General features: G+C 32.6%; 17 protein-coding genes. 10 read left to right on the top strand and 7 right to left on the bottom strand.

Features of this window, described 5'->3' with window-relative positions; genetic code table 11:
• Positions 1–346: 346 nt before the first annotated feature.
• From BK054_RS00225 to BK054_RS00215, 3 genes are all read right to left on the bottom strand, one after another.
• Complete coding sequence (locus tag BK054_RS00225; RefSeq protein WP_016649729.1) at positions 347–784, bottom strand: carboxymuconolactone decarboxylase family protein; 438 nt, start codon at positions 782–784, stop codon at positions 347–349.
• A gap of 58 nt (positions 785–842) precedes the next feature.
• Positions 843–1,280 carry a GNAT family N-acetyltransferase gene (locus BK054_RS00220; protein ID WP_016649728.1) on the bottom strand — a complete coding sequence of 146 codons (438 nt, stop codon included), beginning with the start codon at positions 1,278–1,280 and terminating at the stop codon, positions 843–845.
• A gap of 83 nt (positions 1,281–1,363) precedes the next feature.
• The gene (locus tag BK054_RS00215; protein ID WP_198032308.1) at positions 1,364–2,800 is read right to left on the bottom strand and encodes a PLP-dependent aminotransferase family protein; all 1,437 of its coding nucleotides are present in this window, start codon (positions 2,798–2,800) and stop codon (positions 1,364–1,366) included.
• A 104-nt stretch (positions 2,801–2,904) separates the two neighbouring features.
• Between BK054_RS00215 and BK054_RS00210 the strand changes: the two genes are divergently transcribed.
• Complete coding sequence (locus BK054_RS00210; RefSeq protein WP_071306841.1) at positions 2,905–3,567, top strand: FMN-dependent NADH-azoreductase; 663 nt, start codon at positions 2,905–2,907, stop codon at positions 3,565–3,567.
• A 64-nt stretch (positions 3,568–3,631) separates the two neighbouring features.
• On the opposite strand, the gene BK054_RS00205 is transcribed toward BK054_RS00210, so the two are convergent.
• Positions 3,632–4,612 carry an IS30 family transposase gene (locus tag BK054_RS00205; RefSeq protein ID WP_006265742.1) on the bottom strand — a complete coding sequence of 327 codons (981 nt, stop codon included), beginning with the start codon at positions 4,610–4,612 and terminating at the stop codon, positions 3,632–3,634.
• A 139-nt stretch (positions 4,613–4,751) separates the two neighbouring features.
• Between BK054_RS00205 and BK054_RS00200 the strand changes: the two genes are divergently transcribed.
• Positions 4,752–5,579 (top strand): restriction endonuclease subunit S, encoded by an 828-nt coding sequence (locus tag BK054_RS00200; RefSeq protein ID WP_071306840.1) that lies wholly within the window; start codon positions 4,752–4,754, stop codon positions 5,577–5,579.
• Here the strand turns inward: BK054_RS00200 and BK054_RS00195 are convergent.
• Entirely contained in the window at positions 5,572–6,126 is a 555-nt protein-coding gene (locus BK054_RS00195) for a restriction endonuclease subunit S (RefSeq protein ID WP_071306839.1), read from the bottom strand. The two genes, BK054_RS00200 and BK054_RS00195, sit on opposite strands and share 8 nt — an antisense overlap.
• Positions 6,127–6,307: 181 nt before the next feature.
• Between BK054_RS00195 and BK054_RS00190 the strand changes: the two genes are divergently transcribed.
• Entirely contained in the window at positions 6,308–6,757 is a 450-nt protein-coding gene (locus BK054_RS00190; RefSeq protein WP_198032307.1) for a hypothetical protein, read from the top strand.
• Between the two features lie 44 nt (positions 6,758–6,801).
• Here BK054_RS00190 and BK054_RS00185 read toward each other — a convergent pair whose 3' ends face one another.
• On the bottom strand, positions 6,802–7,911 hold the full coding sequence (locus BK054_RS00185) for a restriction endonuclease subunit S (protein ID WP_083387832.1): 1,110 nt from the start codon (positions 7,909–7,911) through the stop codon (positions 6,802–6,804).
• An 84-nt stretch (positions 7,912–7,995) separates the two neighbouring features.
• Here BK054_RS00185 and BK054_RS00180 point away from each other — a divergent pair, with 84 nt between their 5' ends.
• The 5 genes from BK054_RS00180 (at position 7,996) to BK054_RS00160 (ending at position 16,176) form a co-directional block, all read left to right on the top strand.
• Positions 7,996–8,922, top strand: coding sequence for a tyrosine-type recombinase/integrase (locus tag BK054_RS00180; RefSeq protein ID WP_071306836.1), 927 nt, complete (start codon positions 7,996–7,998; stop codon positions 8,920–8,922).
• 108 nt (positions 8,923–9,030) lie between these two features.
• Positions 9,031–11,907 (top strand): type I restriction endonuclease subunit R, encoded by a 2,877-nt coding sequence (locus BK054_RS00175; RefSeq protein ID WP_071306835.1) that lies wholly within the window; start codon positions 9,031–9,033, stop codon positions 11,905–11,907.
• A gap of 670 nt (positions 11,908–12,577) precedes the next feature.
• The gene (gene istA, locus BK054_RS00170) at positions 12,578–14,131 is read left to right on the top strand and encodes an IS21 family transposase (RefSeq protein ID WP_071306834.1); all 1,554 of its coding nucleotides are present in this window, start codon (positions 12,578–12,580) and stop codon (positions 14,129–14,131) included.
• Between the two features lie 18 nt (positions 14,132–14,149).
• Entirely contained in the window at positions 14,150–14,878 is a 729-nt protein-coding gene (istB, locus tag BK054_RS00165; RefSeq protein WP_071306833.1) for an IS21-like element helper ATPase IstB, read from the top strand.
• Between the two features lie 230 nt (positions 14,879–15,108).
• Positions 15,109–16,176, top strand: a complete 1,068-nt coding sequence (locus BK054_RS00160; protein ID WP_006258620.1) for a 2,3-butanediol dehydrogenase — start codon at positions 15,109–15,111, stop codon at positions 16,174–16,176.
• A gap of 289 nt (positions 16,177–16,465) precedes the next feature.
• Here the strand turns inward: BK054_RS00160 and BK054_RS00155 are convergent, their stop codons facing one another.
• A complete protein-coding gene (locus BK054_RS00155; protein ID WP_006258618.1) occupies positions 16,466–17,233 on the bottom strand; it encodes an XRE family transcriptional regulator in 768 nt (255 codons plus the stop codon).
• Between BK054_RS00155 and dinB the strand changes: the two genes are divergently transcribed.
• Both dinB and BK054_RS00145 read left to right on the top strand, forming a co-directional pair.
• Positions 17,234–18,475, top strand: coding sequence for a DNA polymerase IV (dinB, locus tag BK054_RS00150; protein ID WP_071306832.1), 1,242 nt, complete (start codon positions 17,234–17,236; stop codon positions 18,473–18,475).
• A 576-nt stretch (positions 18,476–19,051) separates the two neighbouring features.
• Positions 19,052–22,108, top strand: a complete 3,057-nt coding sequence (locus tag BK054_RS00145; RefSeq protein WP_058699667.1) for a DNA polymerase III subunit alpha — start codon at positions 19,052–19,054, stop codon at positions 22,106–22,108.
• Positions 22,109–22,146: the final 38 nt, after the last annotated feature.

Raw genomic sequence — 22,146 nt, 5'->3', positions numbered from 1 at the left:
CTAATGATAATTAGATATTCAAAGGTTACCTAAATGTAAACAAAATGAGGATTAAACCTTTTTTCAATAATCTTAATATCCAACATTATCAAATAAATCTTATATTTTTCTAATATTCTAATTGAAGCAAGGTTCTTTATTTTTACAAGAGAGAAAATCTCTTTTATATCTAATTCGTTAAAAACATAATCTATTGCTTTCGGATCGCATTCTGTAATATCGACTCACCTAAATAAAAAGTAGCTCTCTAAGTTAATTTACTTTTGCTGTTTTATGTCTAATTCGATTTTATTGATACTTGTATGTTTATTGAGTTTAAATAAGCTAATCTTTCTTATCATCTTGATTAATCTATTGGTTTATGTGTACTAACAGCGACTCTGTTCCATGCATTAATAGTAATGATAGCCATAATAATGAACCCTATGTATTCTTCGTTGAATAACTTTGTAGCCATTTCATAAGTCTCTTCTGTTAAACCACGCTCACTAATTAGAGTAATTTCCTCTGTCATAGCTAAAATAGTACGTTCTTCTTCTGTGAATAGTTCCGTTTCTCTCCAAGCATTTAGTAAGAAAATTCGTTGAGCAGTTTCTCCTTGATTCATAGCGTCACGTGTATGTAAATTAAGGCAATACGCGCAACCATTAATTTGAGATGCTCTAATCTTTATTAATTCAAGATGAGTTTTGTCTAAATCTGAATTCTGAACAAAACTGTCAAGTGCAATAATTCTTTTATAACCACTTGATACTACATTTGATAAGTCAATACGTTTTTTCATTTGTCAATTTTTTTAAGTATTAGAAGGATATAAGTTACAAATAAAACTATAGAATAGATTATTTTAAATAAGTATGTAAGTGAACTGCAGATAGTTCGAAGTGATTTTTAAAGTATAATTTCTGTGCAGTGTGATTGTCAAAACCAGTATCTAATACTACAGCATCCATAGACTCGGATTCAGCTATAGATCTTATGTGGGCTAATAGTTTACCTCCAAATCCTTTTCCTCTATAGCTTTCTACAGTACATAAATCATCGATATAAATAATATATCCACTATGTAACGTGGTCATTTTTCTATAACCAATAAAAGCAACAATATTTTCTTTGTCGTAGATACCTTTTAATGCATATTTTTCATTTTTAAGCATTTCATTAATTGTAATAAGCCAAGTATCTTTGTTTAAATGTGGTCTTAAGATTAAAGCAACAGCTAAACATTTTTGAATCTCTGATGCTGTTTCAATAGCTTTAATTTCAAATGTATTTTCCATATTTTAATATTTTTGGTAAAATTAAAACAGAGTCAAATAAGCTCAACATGCCAGATTATTAATAATAGGTAGCCCAGTGAATTTTAATACATTACTTTTTTTAGAATAGCACAAGCCTCTATCATTTCTTTTTCGTCTAATGATGCAAATCCCATACGAATGCCATTAGTTGAAAATACCTCATTCTTGTAAAACAAGCCATTGTCTAGATATAAACCTTGTTTTAATGCATTGTGAGATAGTTGTATTAGATCTATCTCTGGATTAAAAATAGCCCAAATAGCTAATCCACCTTCGGGAACTTTAAAGGTAATTTGATTAGCGAAATTAGTATCTAATAAAGAACAGAATGTATCGCGTCTTTCCTTATAGGTCTTAAGTGCTTTTCTGTTGTATCTATTCATTTCTCCTTGCTTAAAAAGGGAGGCAAATGCCTCCTCTAAGGTTGTATCGCCTTGTCTATCGATTAGTTCTCTTAAGGCGGTGGCTGCATATATAAAGTTAGCTGGGCCAGTCATAAAACCAATTCTTAGAGCAGGGGCAAAGGTCTTAGTAATTGACCCAAGATATATTACATTTTGATTGTGATCTATACTTGCTAAAGGTAAATAAGGTTTATTAGCATAGTGGAAATCAAAGTCATAATCATCTTCTATAATTGCAAATTGATGTTCTTTGGCCAATTTTAAAAACTTTAATCTGCGTTCCATACTTAGTGTAACTGTAGTAGGGCTATGATGATGTGGAATGATATAGATAGCTTTTATTTTTTGTTTTTTTAATTTGTTTTCGAGATAGTCTACATCCATCCCATTGTGATCTATAGGTATCCTTAAAAGGTTAGCACCTGCTTGTTTAAAAATCTGATCTGCTGTAGGATAGTTAGACATACCTACGGCAATAGTATCTCCTGGATCTAAAAGTAATTGAGCGGATAAATAGATCCCCATTTGACTACCCTTTGTGATTAGTAAATCATTGATAGAGGCATTTAAGCCTCGAGTGGTAGAGAGATAATTAGACAATGCCTCCCTTAGATTTTCTGAACCTTGAGGACTTCCATATTTCAAATAATTACGACCATAGAATTTTCTGGAAATGCTTCTGTATTCACGCATTAACTCATCAATGGGAGCAAGGCGGACATCTGGAAACCCATCATCAATGGCAAGTTTAGTCTTCTGAAAGTTTTGACCTAACTTAACATCCTTAAATTTGTTTGTCCATTTAAAAGCTTCTTGATTTAATTTTTTAATCGGTTCATTACTAATACTTTTTTTAGAAATTGAAGGTAGTGTTGACAATACATATACGCCTTTTCGTTCTATTGACTCCGTCCATCCTTGGCTAATAAGCTCTTCATAGGCAAGTTTAACTGTATTTCGATTTATGCCTACTAATAAAGCTAAATTACGTGTGCTAGGTAATATATCAGATGGTTTTAATGTACCATCTGTAATTAATGATATAAAAGCATTACACACTTGGATATACAAAGGAACAATAGAATCTCTGTCCACTTTAATTAAAGTTTTATAAGGTAACATCTGGGCTGTGCGATTTGTATTAATTGGTATACAAATATAATCCAATAAGCAACTACTTTTGGCTAAAATATTAAAAGATGAATGTAAAGAAAGACATAGACAAACAGGTTTTAATTATAAATGCTAGTGCAAGAACTATACGTTCACAAAGTAGAAAATTAGCAGAAACCTTTAAAGAGCTATGGCAGAGTCATACTCGTAATACTGTAATTCAATTAAGAGATCTTGGTCTTGAAAATGTACCACATATTAATGAAATATGGATTAGTGCTGCCTTTAAGCCATTAGAAGATAGAACTTATGAGGAAGTAGAAGCCTTAAAGATGAGTGATGAGTATATAGCGGAATTAAAAGAAGCAGATATTATAGTTATTGCAAGTCCTATGTATAATTGGTCTATTCCCAGTAGTTTAAAAGCGTACATTGATCAGGTAGTTCGCGTTAATCAAACCTGGAGATATAATCCAGATAATATACAAGACCCTTACATAGGATTACTAGAGAACAAAGAAGTTGTTTTATTGTTAACAAGGGGATCTCAAGGATATGAAATAGGTAACTATAATGAGCAAATAGATTTTCAAACTAACTATTTAAAGAGAGTTTGTAATGTAATGGGAATAACTAAGATTACAGTTGTTACACTTGATGGAGAAGCGAATGATAAACTAGAATATAGCGACAATATCACGGAAGCTCACAAAAAAGTAAGAACATATATAGAAACTATCTTTTCTTAACTCTTGTATTATTATAGTCTTCTTCTTCTATATTTTAAAAAGAGATTTTTTTCTCTGGGTGGATTCAAGTATTAAATGCAACAGTAACCATTAGGTTTAATTTTTCTGTAAAAATTTCGTTAGGCGATTTAAAACCAAATCTCTTTCTTGGTCTGTTGTTTAAAATATTTACAGCCTTGTCAATTGCTGCTTGTGTAATTAAATCGAAATTAGTCATTTTAGGGAAATATTGTCTTACTAATCCATTTAAATTTTCATTAGCTCCTCTTTCCCAACTGTGATAAGGCTTTGCGAAGTAGTAATCAAGCTCTAGAGTGTTAGCTATATTTTGATGGTTTGCAAACTCTTTTCCGTTATCAGAAGTCATAGTATGAAGTAACGGTTTGAAGTCTTTTAAGAGTTCTATAATTTTAGCTTCTACAACGTGAGCTTCCTTTGATTCTATCTTTCCCATCCATAAAACCCCTGTAGCTCTATCGTTTATAGTAAGCAGTGCTCCACGATGATTTTTCCCTATTACTAAATCTATTTCAAGATCACCTATTCTATATTTATCATCAACTATACTAGGTCTTTTTTCAATATCTACTCTATTACTTATCAAGCCTCTACTGTCTTTGCATGCACCTCTTTTTCTATATTTTTTACCTTTAGTTCTAAGATGCTTATAAAGCTTTCCTCCTTGTTTTTTGTTCTGCCAAATGAATTGATAAATACATTCAACAGAGACCATTTCTTTTGCTTCAAGTTTACTTCTACCTACTATTTGTTCTGGACTATAATCTTGATTAAGATAGTCTATAATAGTTGTTTTTACGTTTTCAGTTAAGCGTATTCTCTTGCGTTTTTCTTTGTGTCGTTGAGCTGTCTTTCTTTGTCCAAGATTAGCTTTATAAACACCATTTCTTTCGTCTGAATTGCGCTTAAGCTCTCTGCTAACAACAGACTTGTCTTTGCCTATATAACAAGCAATTTCAGTAAGTGATTTACCTGCCTTTTTATATGCTTCTATTTTATATCTTTGTTCTAACGTTAAATGTGACATCTTTTTGGGTGTGTAGGAACCTCAAAAGTAGATGTTTTTTTTCGCCAACGGCGGAGAACATTTGCTCCATGGAGCAAATGTTCTCCGCCGTTTTTTAAATGCTGTTGCATTTATTAGTTGAATCTAAGTATACTTCAGTTTGCAAACCAAAGCAATTCAAAGTTATTTTAAATCAGAACTAACAGGATCTACTATTAAAAATCTATCTTTAAAAACATTAAGAGAGACTTTTATAACTTTGCCATATCAAAATGAACAAAATAAAATTGTTTCGTTTCTTTCACTTATTGACGAAAGGATATCAACCCAAAACAAAATAATTGAGGAGCTGAAGTTATTAAAGAATACACTTAGTAAGAAGATATTCTCTGGTCAATTGAAATTTAAAGATAAAAATGACAATAATTTTCTTAAGTGGGAGTCGAAAGAATTAGCAGAAGTTATGTCTGTTCCAGAAAAAATAAAATCAAAGAAAATTGACAAAAGTAGATTACTTACTGTAAAACTTCATTTAAAAGGTGTTTCTCAAAATGATAATACAAATACTTTATCATTAGGAGCAACAAATTATTTCATTAGAAAGAAAGGGCAATTTATTTACGGAAAGCAAAATCTATTTAATGGAGCTTTTGGTATTATTCCTGATAAACTTGATGGATTTTTATCTTCTGGAGACGTACCTGCTTTGGATATTAAACACTCAAAAATTAACACAGCATATCTAATATATTTTTTAGGGAGAGTAGATTTTTACAAAAGATTAGAAGATTTAGCAACAGGTTCCGGAAGCAAACGAGTACATGAGACTACATTATTAGGAATTAAAATAGATTTTCCGACAATTGAAGAGCAACATAAAATAGCTAGCTTCTTATTATCTATCGATGGGAAAATTGAAATTGAAACCAATATCTTACAGAAGTTAGAGAGAAAAAAGACATATCTTTTAGCCAATTTGTTTATATAAATAAATTGGCTAAAAGATATTTTTTCTGCTTAATTAATAACGTATGAATTTCAAATTCAGTTTTTATTTTATCATCAATACTTGATAGAGAATCTGCAACATGTTTCTGTTGAATATAATTTGGCAATAGAATTTCCATAGGCTCAATTTCCGAAATATAGTGCCGTTTGTGTTCATTTGACGATAGATTTAAAAATGACAAATATTCAAATATAAATTTTAGGTTCACATTTGGTTTAGCTGTTAGTATTTTAATTGCTGAAGATTTTACTTTGAAGGGAAAATTAACAAACTTTATATCCATTGTAAAGTCATCGAAAATTATACATTGGCCTTTATCATAAATACCAAATTCTTCATTAGTATATCCTAATACAAAAGCTTTATTTGCAGTTAGAACCGGAATTAACAAAATATCAGATGAGTAATCTGTATTTGTTATCAAATACTTTGTTGGCTGTTCATAATTTAAAGTATCCTTAACTTGGACGAATTCATTTTCTTGATTAAGAATTTGTTCATATAGCTGATAGCGAATTGTATTCACTCAGGAAATAAAATCCTTAATTAAAGGACTTTGTCAAAAACTTTTTCATAATAGAAATAACAAAGATTGGTCTGAACAATCCCTAGAAGATGTATTAGAAGAACGTAAAGAATTAAATACAGATAATTATACTGTACATTCAGTATCAGTAAGTAAAGGAGTGATTAATCAAATAGAATACTTGGGAAGATCATTTGCTGCTAAAGATACCAAGAACTATAATGTTGTTCATTATGGTGATATCGTATATACAAAAAGTCCAACAGGAGAGTTTCCATATGGTATTATCAAACAGAGTTTTATAAAAGAGCGAGTAGCTGTGTCTCCTTTATATGGAGTGTTTAAAGTAAAAAACTTTTATATGGCAAATATTTTACATTTTTATTTTAGTAATCCTATAAATGTACAGAATTATCTACAAAGTATAATTCAGAAAGGCGCTAAGAATACTATTAGTATTACAAACCAAAGCTTTTTAAAAAAGAGGCTTTATTTACCAATAGATGAAAAAGAAATAAAGAAAATATCTTCTTTATTAAGTGCAATTGAATCTAAAAAAACAGTTGAAATGAATATCCTAGAAAGGCTAAAGAATCAGAAAAAACACTTTTTACAACAAATGTTTATCTAATATAAAAGGCAAGAAGTATAATCAATATTTCTTGCCTTAATTACTTATATGAATAATTCTTTTAATAAAAACTGTTTCTGTAAATTTAATTGATTTAAATTTTGTTTCTCTATTTCTATCTTTTTATCAATAGATGATAATAAGCCTTCTATTTTATATTGTTCTGCAAGAGAAGGACAATAAATCAAGGCTTCACCATAGTCTTTAAAATAAATATGGGGAATACCAGATCCAACTTTATATTTCTCAAAATTGAAAAATTTTAAAGAATATAGAATATACCTTAAGTTTACCTGTGACTTAATTGTTAAATAATTTAAAGTACCTATAACTGAGAACTTATTCGTAGCATATTGAACTTTACCAACTCCAGAACCATCTTTAATAATAAGTATAGCATCTTTATCAATTTGATAGTCTACTGTATAAGTAATGATTCCTGTAGCTCCATAAACTGGATGAGTTCCTTGTTGATTAATAACCTCTGATTCTGTTAATGATGAAGTATTACATATAACACATTGATTTAATTTTGCATTTGGCACTTGTTTTAGAATAAGATTAATACAAAGTCCTTTAATTAACTGTTCTAACTCCTCAATTATTTTGTTTTGGGTTGTTATCCTTTCATCTATTAACGAAAGGAAGTCTGCTATTTTTTGTTGTTCATTCTTTTGAGGGATTGATAATTTGATTCCTTTTATACTCTCAAAATTCAATCCTTCTCGACCACTTCCTGTTTGTAAACTATTAAAAATGTTTTGACCTTTATAAGAGGAAAATATTGGCTGAATAAATCTTGAATTGTAGTTTTGTTTTAATCTAATAATACAAACATGTTGGTTAACGTTTCCTATTTTAAAATCCTCAGGAACAACACAACTTCTTCCTAACGATGCCCCTGTAATATTAAGAAGTATATCATTAGATCTAACAATACTATTTTTCATTTGATTATTTACAGATTCCGGAATAAATACGGAATTATTTAATTCTAATCTGTCGTTGTTTACATTTTGGCTCCTTATAAAAAGTACACCTTTCTTTGTGTAAACATCTTCACCTCCTAAAGGAGTCTTTCCACTATTGACTTTATCTGCAATCTCCTCCAGTTTCTTAGTTTCCCATTCTCCTTCAAATCCTGGAAATCTCAAATTAGGAACCTTAGAACCTAAGCTATCACTAGGATTAAATATCCTTAATTGTTTTCCTTTGGCGTTTTAAAATATAAATACAGAATGAATACACAAAAACAACTTTCAGAAGTAATTGAGCTATGGAAAATAGACAAACAACAATATGTAAAAAAATCCAGTTTTTCAGCTTATACTCTTTTGATTGAAAATCACTTATTACCCATTTTTGGAGAACAATATGAAATTGAAGAAGCAGATGTACAAAGTTTTGTACTTCAGAAATTAGAAGGAGGATTGAGCCATAAAACAATTAAAGATATTTTGATAGTCTTAAAGATGGTATTAAAATTTGGAGCTAAAAATAAGTGGTTAAGTTATACGCCTTTTGATATACAGTTCCCAACAGAGCGAGAAAAGCAAAATTTAGAAGTACTTAGTCGAGCTGAACAAAAAAAGATAATGAACTACATTCAAGATCATTTTACATTTAAAAATTTGGGAGTTTATATCTGTTTAAGTGCAGGGATACGTATAGGAGAAGTTTGTGCCCTTACTTGGGAAGACATTGATACCGATAATGGTGTTATTAGTATTAATAGAACTATTCAAAGGATTTATTTGATTGAAAATGGAGTAAGAAGAACAGAACTGATTTTGGATACACCAAAAACAAAAAACTCTATTCGCGATATACCAATTAGTAAAGATTTATTAAGAATATTAAAGCCTTTTAAAAAAATAGTCAACCCCTCTTTTTTTGTACTAACGAATGATGCTAAGCCTACAGAACCCAGAACATATCGTAGTTATTATAAAAAATTGATGAATGAATTAGATATGCCTGAATTAAAATTTCATGGATTAAGACATAGTTTTGCGACTCGTTGTATTGAGAGTAATTGTGATTATAAAACAGTTAGTGTGCTTTTAGGCCATTCTAATATTAGTACAACCTTAAATTTATATGTTCATCCTAATATGGAACAGAAAAAAAAGGCAATTGAACAAATGTTTAAGACATTAAGATAAAATTATTATCATTATGAATTAGGAGAAATGAGTGGGAGTATGTATATTTTGTTAAATTTGTTTACAAATCAAATATTCACCTTTTTTAACTCCTAATTCATAATTATTTTGAGTAAGCAGTCTGAACAGTTTTTAGAAGAGCAATTGGTCATTCAATTGCAAAAGATGGGCTATAAATACGTTTCTATTACTAATGAAGCAGCTTTATTAACTAATTTAAAAATACAATTAGAAAAGCATAATCGCATTGAGTTTAGTGACAGTGAATTCGAGAAAGTATTAAATATACTTAACAAAGGATCTGTCTTTGAAAAAGCAAAAACTTTACGAGAGAAAAAGCATCATATCATCAGAGATAACGGAGATAATCTATATTTTGAATTTCTAAATGTTGAGCATTGGTGTCAGAATGAATACCAAGTAACAAATCAGATTACGCAAGAAGGAAAATATGTAAATCGCTACGATGTTACACTTTTAATTAATGGTCTTCCTCTGGTACAAATTGAATTAAAAAGAAGAGGACTCGAATTAAAAGAAGCTTTCAATCAAATTAATCGATACCAAAAGCACAGTTATGGCTCAGGAAAAGCTTTGTTTCAATATGTGCAATTGTTTGTAATAAGCAATGGAATTAATACGAAGTATTACAGTAATTTTGGAACTCATACACCAGAGTTTTTACAGACTTTTCATTGGACAGATGAGCTTAATAATCCTTTAAATAATATTTTAAACGGTTTTACCGATCGATTCTTAGAACCTTGTCATGTAAGTAAGATGATTTGTAAATACATTGTTCTTAATGAGACTGATAAACGTTTAATGGTGCTTCGTCCATATCAGTATTATGCTGTGGAGAGTATTATTAAAAAAGTTACAGAGAATGAAGTGCTTAATGGTTATAATATTGAAAAGAATGGATATATCTGGCATACTACAGGTAGTGGAAAAACATTAACAAGTTTTAAAGCGAGTCAAATTCTATCTAATATACCTGCTATTAGAAAAGTTGTGTTTGTTGTAGACCGAAAGGATTTAGATTATCAAACCAATCAAGAATATGATAAGTTTAGTAAGGGATCAGTTAGCTCAGCTACCAATACAGACGATTTAATTAAAAAATTTATTGATCCTAATGTTAGTATTATTGTAACTACTATTCAGAAATTAAATAATGCTATATCGGGTAGGAATGTATCAAAGATGAAATCCATAAAAGACATGCGTATGGTTTTTATTTTTGATGAATGTCATCGCTCTCAATTTGGTGATACGCATAAAAATATAGTGCAATATTTTACTAATATCCAACTATTTGGATTTACAGGAACCCCAATATTAGCTGAGAATGCAAATGGAGAGAAAACAACAGCCAGTCTTTTTGGAAACTGTTTACACAAGTATGTCATTACTGATGCAATACGTGATGAGAATGTCTTGAAGTTTTCGGTTGAGTATATTCAAACTTTTAAGAAGAAGGATCATATCATTGATTTACAAATAGAGCAAATTAATGAAGCTGAAGTTTATGAAGCTCCTGAACGTAAAGAAGCTATTGTAGATTATATTATTCAATATCATAACCAAAAAACACAAAATAGAAAATTCTGTGCAATGATGTGTGTACAGGATATTGACGCTGTTATCCAATATTATGAGATTTTTAAAAGAAAGAAACAGACAGGAGAACACGATTTAAAGATTGCTACTATATTTAGCTTTACTCAAAATGAAGATGAGATGGAAGAGCAGGTTGTAAATCAGTTAAATATGGCTGCTGAATCACCTCTTGAATATCAGAGTAACTACATTCCTCATCGAAGAGAATTACTAGAGTCTTATGTTGATGATTTTAATAATCAGTTTGAAGAGAAACATAATATAAAGGATACAGAAGGTTTCTATAACTATTACAATGCTGTGGCAAAGAAATCAAAACAAAATCAAACAGATATTCTTTTGGTTGCTAATATGTTTTTAACGGGATTTGATAGCAAATATTTAAATACACTATATGTAGACAAGAATTTACAATACCATGGGCTTATTCAAGCCTTTAGTCGTACAAATAGAATTTTAGATAAGAATAAGACACAAGGGAATATAGTATGCTTCCGCAATTTGAAGGAGAAAACAGATCAAGCAATTGCTTTGTTTAGTAATAAAGAAGCTATTGATGAGATTATCGTGGAACCTTATGAAAGGTACGTTGAGAAATTTAATGACGCTACAGAAAAGCTTTTAGAACTTGTACCAGGAGTTGATGCAGTAGACGGACTATATTCTGAAGACGAAAAATTAAAGTTTATCTTGGCATTTCGTACTCTTATAAGACTTCATAAAAAGATGACTCATTTTACGGAGTTTAAATGGGAAGATTTAGATTTAGAAGAGCAAATATTTGCTGATTACACTAGTAAGTATTTAGATTTAAAAGACAAGTTAAGCTCTGATACTTCTGCACCAGAAAAAACATCAATTCTAAACGATATTGATTTTGAATTAGAACTTATTAGAAGAGATACAATTAATGTGAATTATATTCTCCAGTTATTAATTACATTCAAATCAAAACAAACAGATAAGGATAAAGAAACTATTGAAAAAGAAATATCTAATTTATTGAATACAGAAGTATCTCTTCGAAGTAAACGCGAACTAATAGAGAAGTTTATTCAAGAAAATTTACCTCTAATAGAAGATACAGATAATATCACAGAAGAGTTTGATAAATTCTGGGTTAAAGAACAAGAATCAGCACTGGTTAAATTAGTTCAGACAGAAAATTTATACAGAGATCAAACAGAGAAGCTAATAGAAAACTATTTATTTTCTGAAAGAGAACCACTACGAGATGATTTATTGAGCTTAAGAAAAGATGGTAAACCAAGTGTTCTAAAATTTAAAGAAACAGGAGATCGTATTTTAGGGAAAATTCTGGGATTCGTTGACACTTTTGTAAATGGAATATCAGGATACTAATGACTCATTTAATTATACTTTGATTAAAATGAATGAAAATTAATTTTATTATGAGTGTATAATTGACAAATTAGCTATAATTGTATTGATGTTGTTGAAAAATATACCTATCTTTGAAAATAGATTAATGCGCTAAAAATCATCGATTTAAAAGCTCGGCTAATTCATGGCACACAAAAATACAAAAGCCTGAAAGTCGCTATTTATAAGACATACGGAGTAGGGTGTAAATCCCTCTTTCTCCGCTGAAAAGCCCGATAACACTCGTTATCGGGCTTTTTTTATGCCCTTGAGCACCTAGTTTGCACCTTTCTTTAAAAAGTTCGTAAAAGCAATTATTCTAATCTCAATCTAACCTTATTTCAATAATCGTTTTCTTATAAAAACACTCCTCTCTTTTACGTTAAAATTTAAACATAGATACTTAACAAACTACATTATCTCTTTCATTTTAGAAGTTATTGGATATTACGTTTCGATTAGTGCCAGTGATTTCGGAGTACTTGTGCCACCTATTTCGGTCAAACCGTGCCACTATTCCGTTTCGAATGGTGCCAATTTCCGGTTTGATTTGTGCCACTTAAAATAACTCGTTAAGTTATTTCGGTTCAAACCGCGCCACTTTGGAAAGTTAATTACATCTATCTTGTTGTTTATAAAACGATAAGAGATGGCTAATAAACTTGATCCAATGGACTTAAAACAAATTATTACCTTGCATTTAGATGGCTATAGCAACCGAAAAATAGCCAATACGTTGGGTATTTCCCGCAACACCATTAATACCTATATGCAATTATTTGCTGCTAGTGATTATTCATTAGAGCAATTGTTATCGTTTGAAATATCTGAATTATCAGAGCTTTTTTCAAGTTATACAACTGTTGATACACAACGTCATAATGAGCTTATGTTGTATTTTGAAACAGTTAATAAAGCTCGTAATCATCCAGGTTTTACCTTTTTATATCATTATAGTCAATACGCTGATACAGTAGTAAACCCTTATAGCTATACTCAGTTTATGGAACACTATAATCGAAAGTATAAAGAGATAAAAGGTTCTATGAAATTAGAACATAAACCTGGTAAAGAAATGTATATTGACTTTGCAGGTAAGAAGCTCTCTTATGTTGATAAAAGTACTGGTGAAATAACACCTGTAGAAGTATTTGTGGCTATTTTACCTCATAGCCAGTACACTTATGTACAAGTCTGCAAAAGCCAGAAAAAAGAAGATTTAATAATGTGTTGTGTTAATGCACTTAGTTTTTATGGAGGAGTCCCTTCAGCTATTGTATCAGACAATCTAAAATCCGCTGTATCACGTTCTAGTAAGTACGAAGCAGAAATAAATAGAAGCTTTAAAGATTTTGCTTCGCATTACGGATGTGTCATAAACCCTACTAGAGTCTACTCTCCACAAGATAAAGCTCTTGTAGAAAATGCAGTTCATCTAGTATATCAAAGAATATCTTATCCCATTAGGGAAATGACATTCTTTAGCTTAGAAGAACTAAACCAAGAGATACAAAATAGACTAACTCATTATAATCATCTTCTTTTTCAACGCAAAGAAGCAAGTCGTATAGAACTTTATCAATCTATAGAAAGACAATACCTTAAACCTTTACCAAGTAGTAATTATCAAATCAAGGATTATACAAGAGCTAAAGTTCAAAAGATAGGCTATGTATATTTTTCTCCTGATAAGAGCTACTACAGTGTCCCATATCGCTATATAGGACATCAAACCACTATTCATTACACCAATACTACGGTAGAAGTTTATTACAATCATTTGCGTATAGCATCACATAAAAGAAGTTTTGCAAAAGGAGTATATACCACTGAGAAAGAGCACTTATCTAGTACACATCAGTTTTACTCGAGTTGGAGCCCAGAATACTTTAAAAAGCAAGCTAAAACACTTGGTGAGAATGTGGTTAAGTGTGTTGAAAAAACACTGGATAATGTTGAGTATCCAGAGATAGGTTATAAACGAGTTTTAGGGATTATACAACTACATCGAGGTTACGGTTCACATAGACTTGACAAAGCTTGTGAACTTGCTTTAAAAGAGAATATAGCTACTTATCACCATATCAAAAACATCCTTAAAAACAAGATGGATCTAAACCAAGAAACTATACAAGAACTCAATGCCGATACTCCTCACATCCCTTCGCATAATAACATCAGAGGAGCTTCTTCTTATCAATAAACATTAATAATCAATTATATGGATAACAATCAAACAATCGAAAAACTAAAAGCTATGCGATTAAACGATATGGCGATACTGCACAGCAGACACCTAAAGGACAATACTACAACATCCTTTACTATAGATGAATACATTGCATTATTAACTGATCACGAATATGAAAACAGACAGAATAGAAAAGTAGAAAGACTAATCAAACAAGCTAATTTTAGGCAAAATGCTAGTATAGCCGATATCAACTACACCCATCATAGAGACTTAGATAAGAATATGTTTAGTCGATTAGCAACATTAGATTTTATGCTTAAAAAACAGAACATTATTATAACTGGAGCCAGTGGTGTTGGTAAGAGTTATTTAGCACAAGCACTAGGATATCAAGCTTGTTTAATGGAACATAAAGTACTGTATTTTAATACAGCTAATCTTTTTAACTTACTTAAATCAAGTAAAATAGATGGTACTTACCAAAGGGAAATGAAGAGAGTACTCAAATGTGACTTACTTATTCTTGATGATTTTGGATTACAACCCTTTGATAATCTTATTAGAGAAGTACTCTTTGATATCGTTGATCAAAGATATAATCGAGCATCAATCATTTTATCTTCTCAAATACCAGTATCTGCATGGTATCCTCTAATTGGAGAAAACACTATAGCCGACGCAGTTTTAGATCGTATCGTAAACTCTTCTCATAGAATTGAACTTAACGGTGATTCCATGAGAAAGACAAACTTTTAAAGTTTGATGTAACTTTTTTTGTATTATTGTAAGACTTTTCAAAGTGGCACCATTTGACCGAAATGAGTGGCACGGTCTGACCGAAATACCCAGTTATCATTCTAAAACACTTGCAGTCTTAAAATGATAACACAATATTGATTAATAATTAACAACCAAAGCTTCGCGGGAAACGAATATTCTCTAGTTTTCTCAGTATATTTGAGTGAAACATAAAAAAGAATATTATTATGAGCACAATGAAAGCAGCACGCTGGTATGCAGCCAAAGATATTAGAGTAGAACAAACAGAAATCCCTACTCCAGCTAAAGGACAGGTAAAAGTAGCAGTTCAATATGCTGGTATCTGTGGATCAGACTTACACGAATATGTACACGGGCCTCAATTAATTCCATTAGACAAACCTTATCCATTAAATGGTCATCAGGGTGTAACTACTTTAGGACATGAGTTCTCAGGTATCGTTGAAGAATTAGGTGAAGGTGTAAAAAATATTAAAGTAGGGGATCGTGTAGTAATTGAGCCTATCTATAAAAACTTCGATAGTCCATTCGTAGCTTCTGGAGAATACAACTTAGGAGAACACTTAGGTTTCATCGGATTAGCAGGTAATGGAGGATTTGCAAAATACGTAGTGGTTGAAGATTATATGATTCACAAAATTCCTGATACGATGTCTTTTGAACAAGGTGCTTTAGTAGAGCCTGCTGCAGTAGCTGTATACTCAGTACTACAGAGTGGTCTAAAAGTAGGACAGACAGTATTAGTATCTGGTGCAGGACCTATCGGGTTACTATGTGCTCAAGCAGCTTTAGCAGCTGGTGCGTCTACTGTGATCGTTACAGATGTAGCAGAGAAACGCTTAGAGAAAGCAAAAGAAATCGGAGCTACTCATGTATTCAATGCTATGGAAGCTGATCTTCCTGCTAAGATTAAAGCCTTGACTGGTGGTCTAGGAGTTAATGTATTCTTAGATTGTGCTGGAGTACAAGCTTCTTATAATACAGGTATTGCTTCTACTCGTAATGGAGGTACTGCTGTATTAGTTGCTTTATTCGGAAAACCAGTTCAACACGATGCTTTAGATCAAGTATTAAGAGAGATCACTGTAAAAGGGGTTATCGCTTATAGAAATATCTTCCCTGAAGTAATTAACTTAATCGACTCTGGTCGTATGGAGGTAGAAAAATTAGTGACAAATAAAATTGGTTTAGACGAGATTGTAACAAATGGTTTTGAAGCCTTAGTAAGCAATCCAGAACAAGTTAAAATCCTTATTGATATCAATAGAGCATAACTTTTAATTAGGAGTTATAAATTAGGAATTAGGAATGCTTTCCCTTCGGGAATTAGGATTCTATTAATAAATACAAAAGCCATTACTTAAAAACAAGTAATGGCTTTTTTGATGGGTTTAACACTTATGATTTTATCTGCCAGATATACATACCTATGCTGAAGTCATAAATTCCTAATTCTCAATTCCTAATTAATGAGTGTTGCAAGCAACATTTTTAATTCTTTTATTAATGCCTAAAAGGCAAGCCTCGTAATTCGTAATTCAAAATTCGTAATTTCTTAGTGGCTTATTTCACTTTCTTAATCACTTCTCCTAGCATATGTCTAATTTCTTGGAACATTGCCTTAGTATCTGGTTCTCCTAGGTCTTCTGGTTTAAACTCTTCTGTAGCGATACTACTCGCATATTCCCATATTTCTAATACATCATACGCTTTAATGCGATAAGGCTCGTAAAAGGTATTGTCTGAGTGTAGTTCTAACGTCTCATCATCTATGCGATATACACGTTTATAAACCACCCCTTCATTTGCTGTAATGATGATATATGTATGTCCGTTTCGGATATAATCTAGACGCTCGATATAACTACCGATGATAAAAGAACCTTCCTGATGTGGAGGCATAGAATCCCCTTCTATAGGAAAGGCTCTATACTTCCCTTCTTTTAGGAATGGAAGAGAGATCTGGTCTAGGTTCTGAATAAACTCTGGATCTGCATACCCTGTCAAATATCCTGCTCTCGCTTTATGAGGAATAATCTCAATAAAGTTATTGCCATGAGGATCTACCATAATAGGCAATAGAATACGGTTGTCCTCAAGCTTTAGTAAATCTTGCATGGGAACTTTGCGCAAATCAACAGAAATCATCAAGTCCACACTGACATGAAAGAAACGAGAAATACGCAATAATACTTCTAAAGGTGGCTCAGAGGCTCCTTCTTCATACTTTGAATAACGTGCACGAGTTATCATTAACTCATCTGCTACTTTCTGCTGAGACATGATCTTCTGAGCACGTAGATACCTTATATTATCTGATAAAAACGACATTTGCTATTATTTATAGCATCAAATATACGTATTATTGCTAATATAGATAGTAATTTCGTACAAGATTTTTTAATTATTTCTATTATGGAAAGGGCGATTGCACATTTAGATTTAGACACTTTCTTTGTGTCTTGTGAGCGTTTAGTAGATTCTTCTCTAAATGGGCTACCTATCATTATCGGTGGAGGAGATCGCGGAGTCGTCTCTAGTTGTTCATATGAAGCAAGGCAATTCGGGGTGAGGTCTGCCATGCCTATTCGTATGGCTACTCGTTTATGTCCACAAGCCATCGTCCGAAAAGGAGATATGCAGTTATACTCTAAGATGTCTCATCTCGTTACGGATATTATTACAGAGAAAGCTCCCGTTATGGAAAAGGCGAGTATAGATGAGTTTTACTTAGATCTAACAGGAATGGACAAATTCTTTGGATCAGCACTTTGGATCAAAGAATTGACGCAAACGATACAACACGAATCTGGATTACCCTTAAGTTATGCTTTATCTATTAATAAAACAGTCTCTAAAATAGGGACAGGAGAGGCTAAGCCTAAAGGAGCTCTCAATATTACAACACCTGAAGTACAGCCCTTCCTCAATCCACTGTCTATCCGCAAAATCCCTATGTTAGGAGAAGTTAGTTATACGCTACTCTCTCGCATTGGTATTCGGAATATACAGACGCTATCTGAAATGCCACATCAAATACTCCAAAAGTTATTGGGTAAAAATGGTATAGACTTATGGAAAAAAGCTAATGGCATTGACCTCACACCTGTAGAGCCCTATAGAGAGCGAAAGTCTATTTCGTCCGAACACACTTTTGACCAAGATACCATAGACATCCCTATGCTCAAATCTATCTTTACAGGTATGGTGGAGAAACTGGCTTATCAACTGCGTTCCGAAGAATGGCTTACTTCTATCATTACTGTGAAAATACGCTATACGAACTTTGATACAGAGACCAAACAAACTCGGATAGCTTATACATCAGCAGATCATACGCTTATTAAATTAGTCCATGAGTTATTTGATAAAGTATTCCAAAGAAGAATGCGTCTTCGCCTTATAGGTGTTCAGTTTAGTGGGCTGGTACGAGGAACATACCAAATGAACTTATTCGAAGATACAGAAGAGATGATGGCGCTCTATCAGGCAATGGATAAAATGAAGAAACGCTATGGTGTAGATGCTGTAGTAAGGTGTTCTGGGGCTTTCTTGAAAATGAAGAAAGAATGAGACCCTTCGGGGAATTAAAAATTAGGAATATTGCCTGCGGCATTCAGTATGCATATCATGTTCTATCGACACATAATCGTAGGGACGATTACATACTTCCGACAGCGTAGCCACAATGTATAACACGTCCTATCGGCACCCAACCGTAGGGACATATTACATACGTCTGACAACGTAACCACAATGTATATCACGTTCCATCGGCACACAACCGTAGGGACGTATTACATACGTCCGACAACGTAACCACAATGTATATCACGTCCTATCGACACCCAATCGTAGGGACGATTATTAAGAATTAGGAATTTTTGGCTAGGCTATGATGTACTTATGTGACGTGATAAACTGACAATTGATATGATAAACTAAACTATCTGATTTCACAAAACATCTAAGCAGTGTCTTCTTATCGTCTTGATTTATGGCGATATACAACATTGTATTTACGTTTTGGGGCGTATAGTAATCGCCTTTACTGTGTGTTGATGTAGTGTGGTATGCGCTGTGTGTATCATCTGTTGCCAAAGGCAGTGATTCCTAATTCCTAATTTAAATTCATAATTAAATAAAAACATGTTATTAAACTGTCATTCATATTATAGCTTGCGCTATGGGACTATTCCTATACAGCGTCTTGTAGAATTAGGTAAACAATATCATATTAGTACAATGGCGCTGACTGATATCAATAATCTAAGTGGTGTATATGAGTTTATTACAGCTTGTAAAGAGACCGCTATCAAACCAATAATAGGTACTGAAATCAGAACTGAGGATAAATTACACTATATTCTCATTGCTAAAAATGAAGAAGGCTTTAGTGAAATAGGTCAGTTCTTGACGGATATAAATGAAGAGATTATTACAGTATCTTCTACTGCTCCAGACTTTCAAAACTGTTTTGTGATTTATCCATTCTCAACTGTGGTTCCTACTCTAAAAGAGTGGGAATATATTGGAGTACAAAATAATCAACTTTCTCTACTCTATGCAGAGAAGTGGAGATCATTAATGGATAAGCTAGTTGTCCTGCATACAGTCAATCATTTGAATGAAGAAGAATATAAACTACACTGTATTCTACGTGCAATAGATAAGAATACTCTACTCTCTAAATTAATAGAGAAAGACTGCGCTTCTCCTCAAGATAGTTTTAAATCTGAAGAACAAATCATAGCAGAGTTTAAGGATTATCCTGAGCTGATAGAGAACACTCAAAGACTAATGAGTGAGTGCAATTATTCTTTTTCTTTTAAAGTTCCTAGAAATAAAAAACACTATACTGAAGATAAGGTTAGTGACTTGAATTTATTACAACAACTAGCCTATGAAGGGATGGTCAAAATATATGGAGAAGATCATACTCTTGCCCAAGAAAGATTAGCTAAAGAACTCAGCGTAATAGATCAACTTAACTTTGAGGGGTATTTTCTGATTACCTGGGACATTATTCAGTATAGCAATAGTCAAGGCTATATGCATATCGGACGGGGTAGTGGTGCCAATAGTATAGTGGGCTATTGCCTAGGCATTACTAATGTATGTCCTTTAGAACTAGACTTGTACTTCGAGCGTTTTTTAAATCAGAATAGAAAGTCTCCTCCTGATTTTGATATTGATTGGTCTTGGAATCAACGGGATGATATCCTTCAATACATCTTTACGCGATATGGAAAAGAGCACGTGGCGTTCTGTGGTGCAGTATCTACTTTTAAATATCGTTCTATTATTAGAGAAATAGGAAAGGTGTACGGGCTATCTAAGAACGAATTAGACACACTAACGCGTAATCCTATAGAAGACCACGAAACGAACAGTATCGTGCTTCTAATCCATCAATACGGACAATTGTTAGAAGGTTTTCCTAATCAGCGTACAATGCATGCTTGTGGTATTTTGATTTCGGAGGATCCTATTACTCGCTATACCGCATTAGACTTTCCTCCTAAGGGATTTCCTGTGGTACAGTTTGATATGCATACTGCTGAAGATATTGGTTTTGATAAATTTGATATCCTTAGCCAACGAGGCATTGGGCATATAGATGAAGCTACTGAACTCATTCTTCAAAATCAAGGAATAGAAGTTGATATTCGAAATATTGCTTTATCTAAAGATGAAGAGCTGTGTAACCAACAGTTAAAAATAGGTAATACGATTGGCTGTTTTTATATAGAAAGTCCTGCTATGCGTGGATTATTAAGAAGGTTGCAATGTGATAATTACAAAATACTAGTAGCAGCTTCTTCTATTATACGCCCTGGGGTAGCACAGAGTGGGATGATGCAAGAATATATCTATCGCCATAACCACCCTAATCAATTTGAATACTTTCATCCTGTATTTAAAGAACAATTAGGCGAAACCTATGGCATCATGGTCTATCAAGAAGATGTGATCAAAATAGCGTTACACTACGGCGGACTACCTGCTGCTGATGGAGATATTCTGCGCAGGGCAATGAGTGGCAAAAGCCGTTCTCTAGCAGGGTTACAGGCTGTGAAAGACAGGTTCTTTGAGCATTGTGATCTTAAAGGACATCCTAGAGCACTTAGTGAAGAAATATACAGACAGATAGAGTCATTCGCAGGGTATTCTTTTTGTAAAGCACACTCTGCCTCTTATGCCATAGAAAGTTATCAAAGTCTATATCTTAAAACTTACTATCCATTAGAATTTATCACTGCGGTTATCAATAACGAAGGAGGGTTCTATCGCACAGAAGTTTATATACACGAAGCAGCGATGTCAGGTGCTCATGTATTGCCACCTTGTATTAATGCTAGTGAATTGCAGACTACTTTAATAGGTAAAGAGCTATTCTTAGGGTTAAAACTCATAGAAGGATTAAATATAGAGTTGCTTAAAGCTATTTTAAAAGAGAGAAAAGCCAATGGTAGATATGAATCTCTCTATGACTTTATACAACGTATTTCTATAGCGATGGACTCTTTACAGAAGTTAATATTCATCGGTGCTTTTCAATCCTTTGGCAAACAAAAGAATGAGTTATTGATTCAGGCAAAACTACTGTTGAGTAAAAAGGAGCCAACTCCTACACTTACTTTATTACAAGAACCTATACAGGAATACACTTTTCCGACCTTAACGCGCTCTGTATACGAAGACGCATTTGATGAGTTAGAGTTGTTGGGCTTTCCTATTTCTTGTATGCCTTTTGATTTATTAAAAACGAAGTTCAGAGGAGATGTAATGGTCTGTGATTTAATACACCATCATAAGAAAACAGTAAGAATGCTCGGTTACTTAATTGCTCGTAAGCACGTACCTACTTCTAAAGGGAGTATGTACTTCGGTACTTGGATAGATGCCAATGGACAGTATTTTGACACGGTACACTTCCCTGATAGCTTAGAGGAATATCCTTTCGTAGGAGGTGGTTGTTATTTGTTATTAGGAACGGTGGAGGTAGAATATCACTTTCCCAATGTACAGATTCTAAAAATGGCGAGATTGCCTTTTATGGCTGATCCTCGTTATCACTATGAGGATGAACACTATCAGACTACAGAGTCTAAGGTAAGAGAAGATGTGAGTCTTACTCATCGCCAGCCTTATCCTAAAGCTTCTGAAATCAATCTACCGCGTCATAGAATGAAGTTTAAATAAGAAAAGCCTTGATACAAGATATGTACCAAGGCTTTCAT

This window comes from Myroides sp. ZB35 (assembly GCF_001865835.1).
GTDB lineage: Bacteria > Bacteroidota > Bacteroidia > Flavobacteriales > Flavobacteriaceae > Flavobacterium > Flavobacterium odoratimimum.
This window is presented reverse-complemented; position numbering and strand designations above follow the sequence as displayed.

What these genes read in the sequence shown, in the direction of transcription:
- BK054_RS00225 (WP_016649729.1), bottom strand. Translation starts at nt 784, where the DNA reads ATGAAAAAACGTATTGACTTATCAAATGTAGTATCAAGTGGTTATAAA.
- BK054_RS00220 (WP_016649728.1), bottom strand. Translation starts at nt 1,280, where the DNA reads ATGGAAAATACATTTGAAATTAAAGCTATTGAAACAGCATCAGAGATT.
- BK054_RS00210 (WP_071306841.1), top strand. Translation starts at nt 2,905, where the DNA reads ATGAATGTAAAGAAAGACATAGACAAACAGGTTTTAATTATAAATGCT.
- BK054_RS00205 (WP_006265742.1), bottom strand. Translation starts at nt 4,612, where the DNA reads ATGTCACATTTAACGTTAGAACAAAGATATAAAATAGAAGCATATAAA.
- BK054_RS00180 (WP_071306836.1), top strand. Translation starts at nt 7,996, where the DNA reads ATGAATACACAAAAACAACTTTCAGAAGTAATTGAGCTATGGAAAATA.
- istA (WP_071306834.1), top strand. Translation starts at nt 12,578, where the DNA reads ATGGCTAATAAACTTGATCCAATGGACTTAAAACAAATTATTACCTTG.
- istB (WP_071306833.1), top strand. Translation starts at nt 14,150, where the DNA reads ATGGATAACAATCAAACAATCGAAAAACTAAAAGCTATGCGATTAAAC.
- BK054_RS00160 (WP_006258620.1), top strand. Translation starts at nt 15,109, where the DNA reads ATGAGCACAATGAAAGCAGCACGCTGGTATGCAGCCAAAGATATTAGA.
- BK054_RS00155 (WP_006258618.1), bottom strand. Translation starts at nt 17,233, where the DNA reads ATGTCGTTTTTATCAGATAATATAAGGTATCTACGTGCTCAGAAGATC.
- BK054_RS00145 (WP_058699667.1), top strand. Translation starts at nt 19,052, where the DNA reads ATGTTATTAAACTGTCATTCATATTATAGCTTGCGCTATGGGACTATT.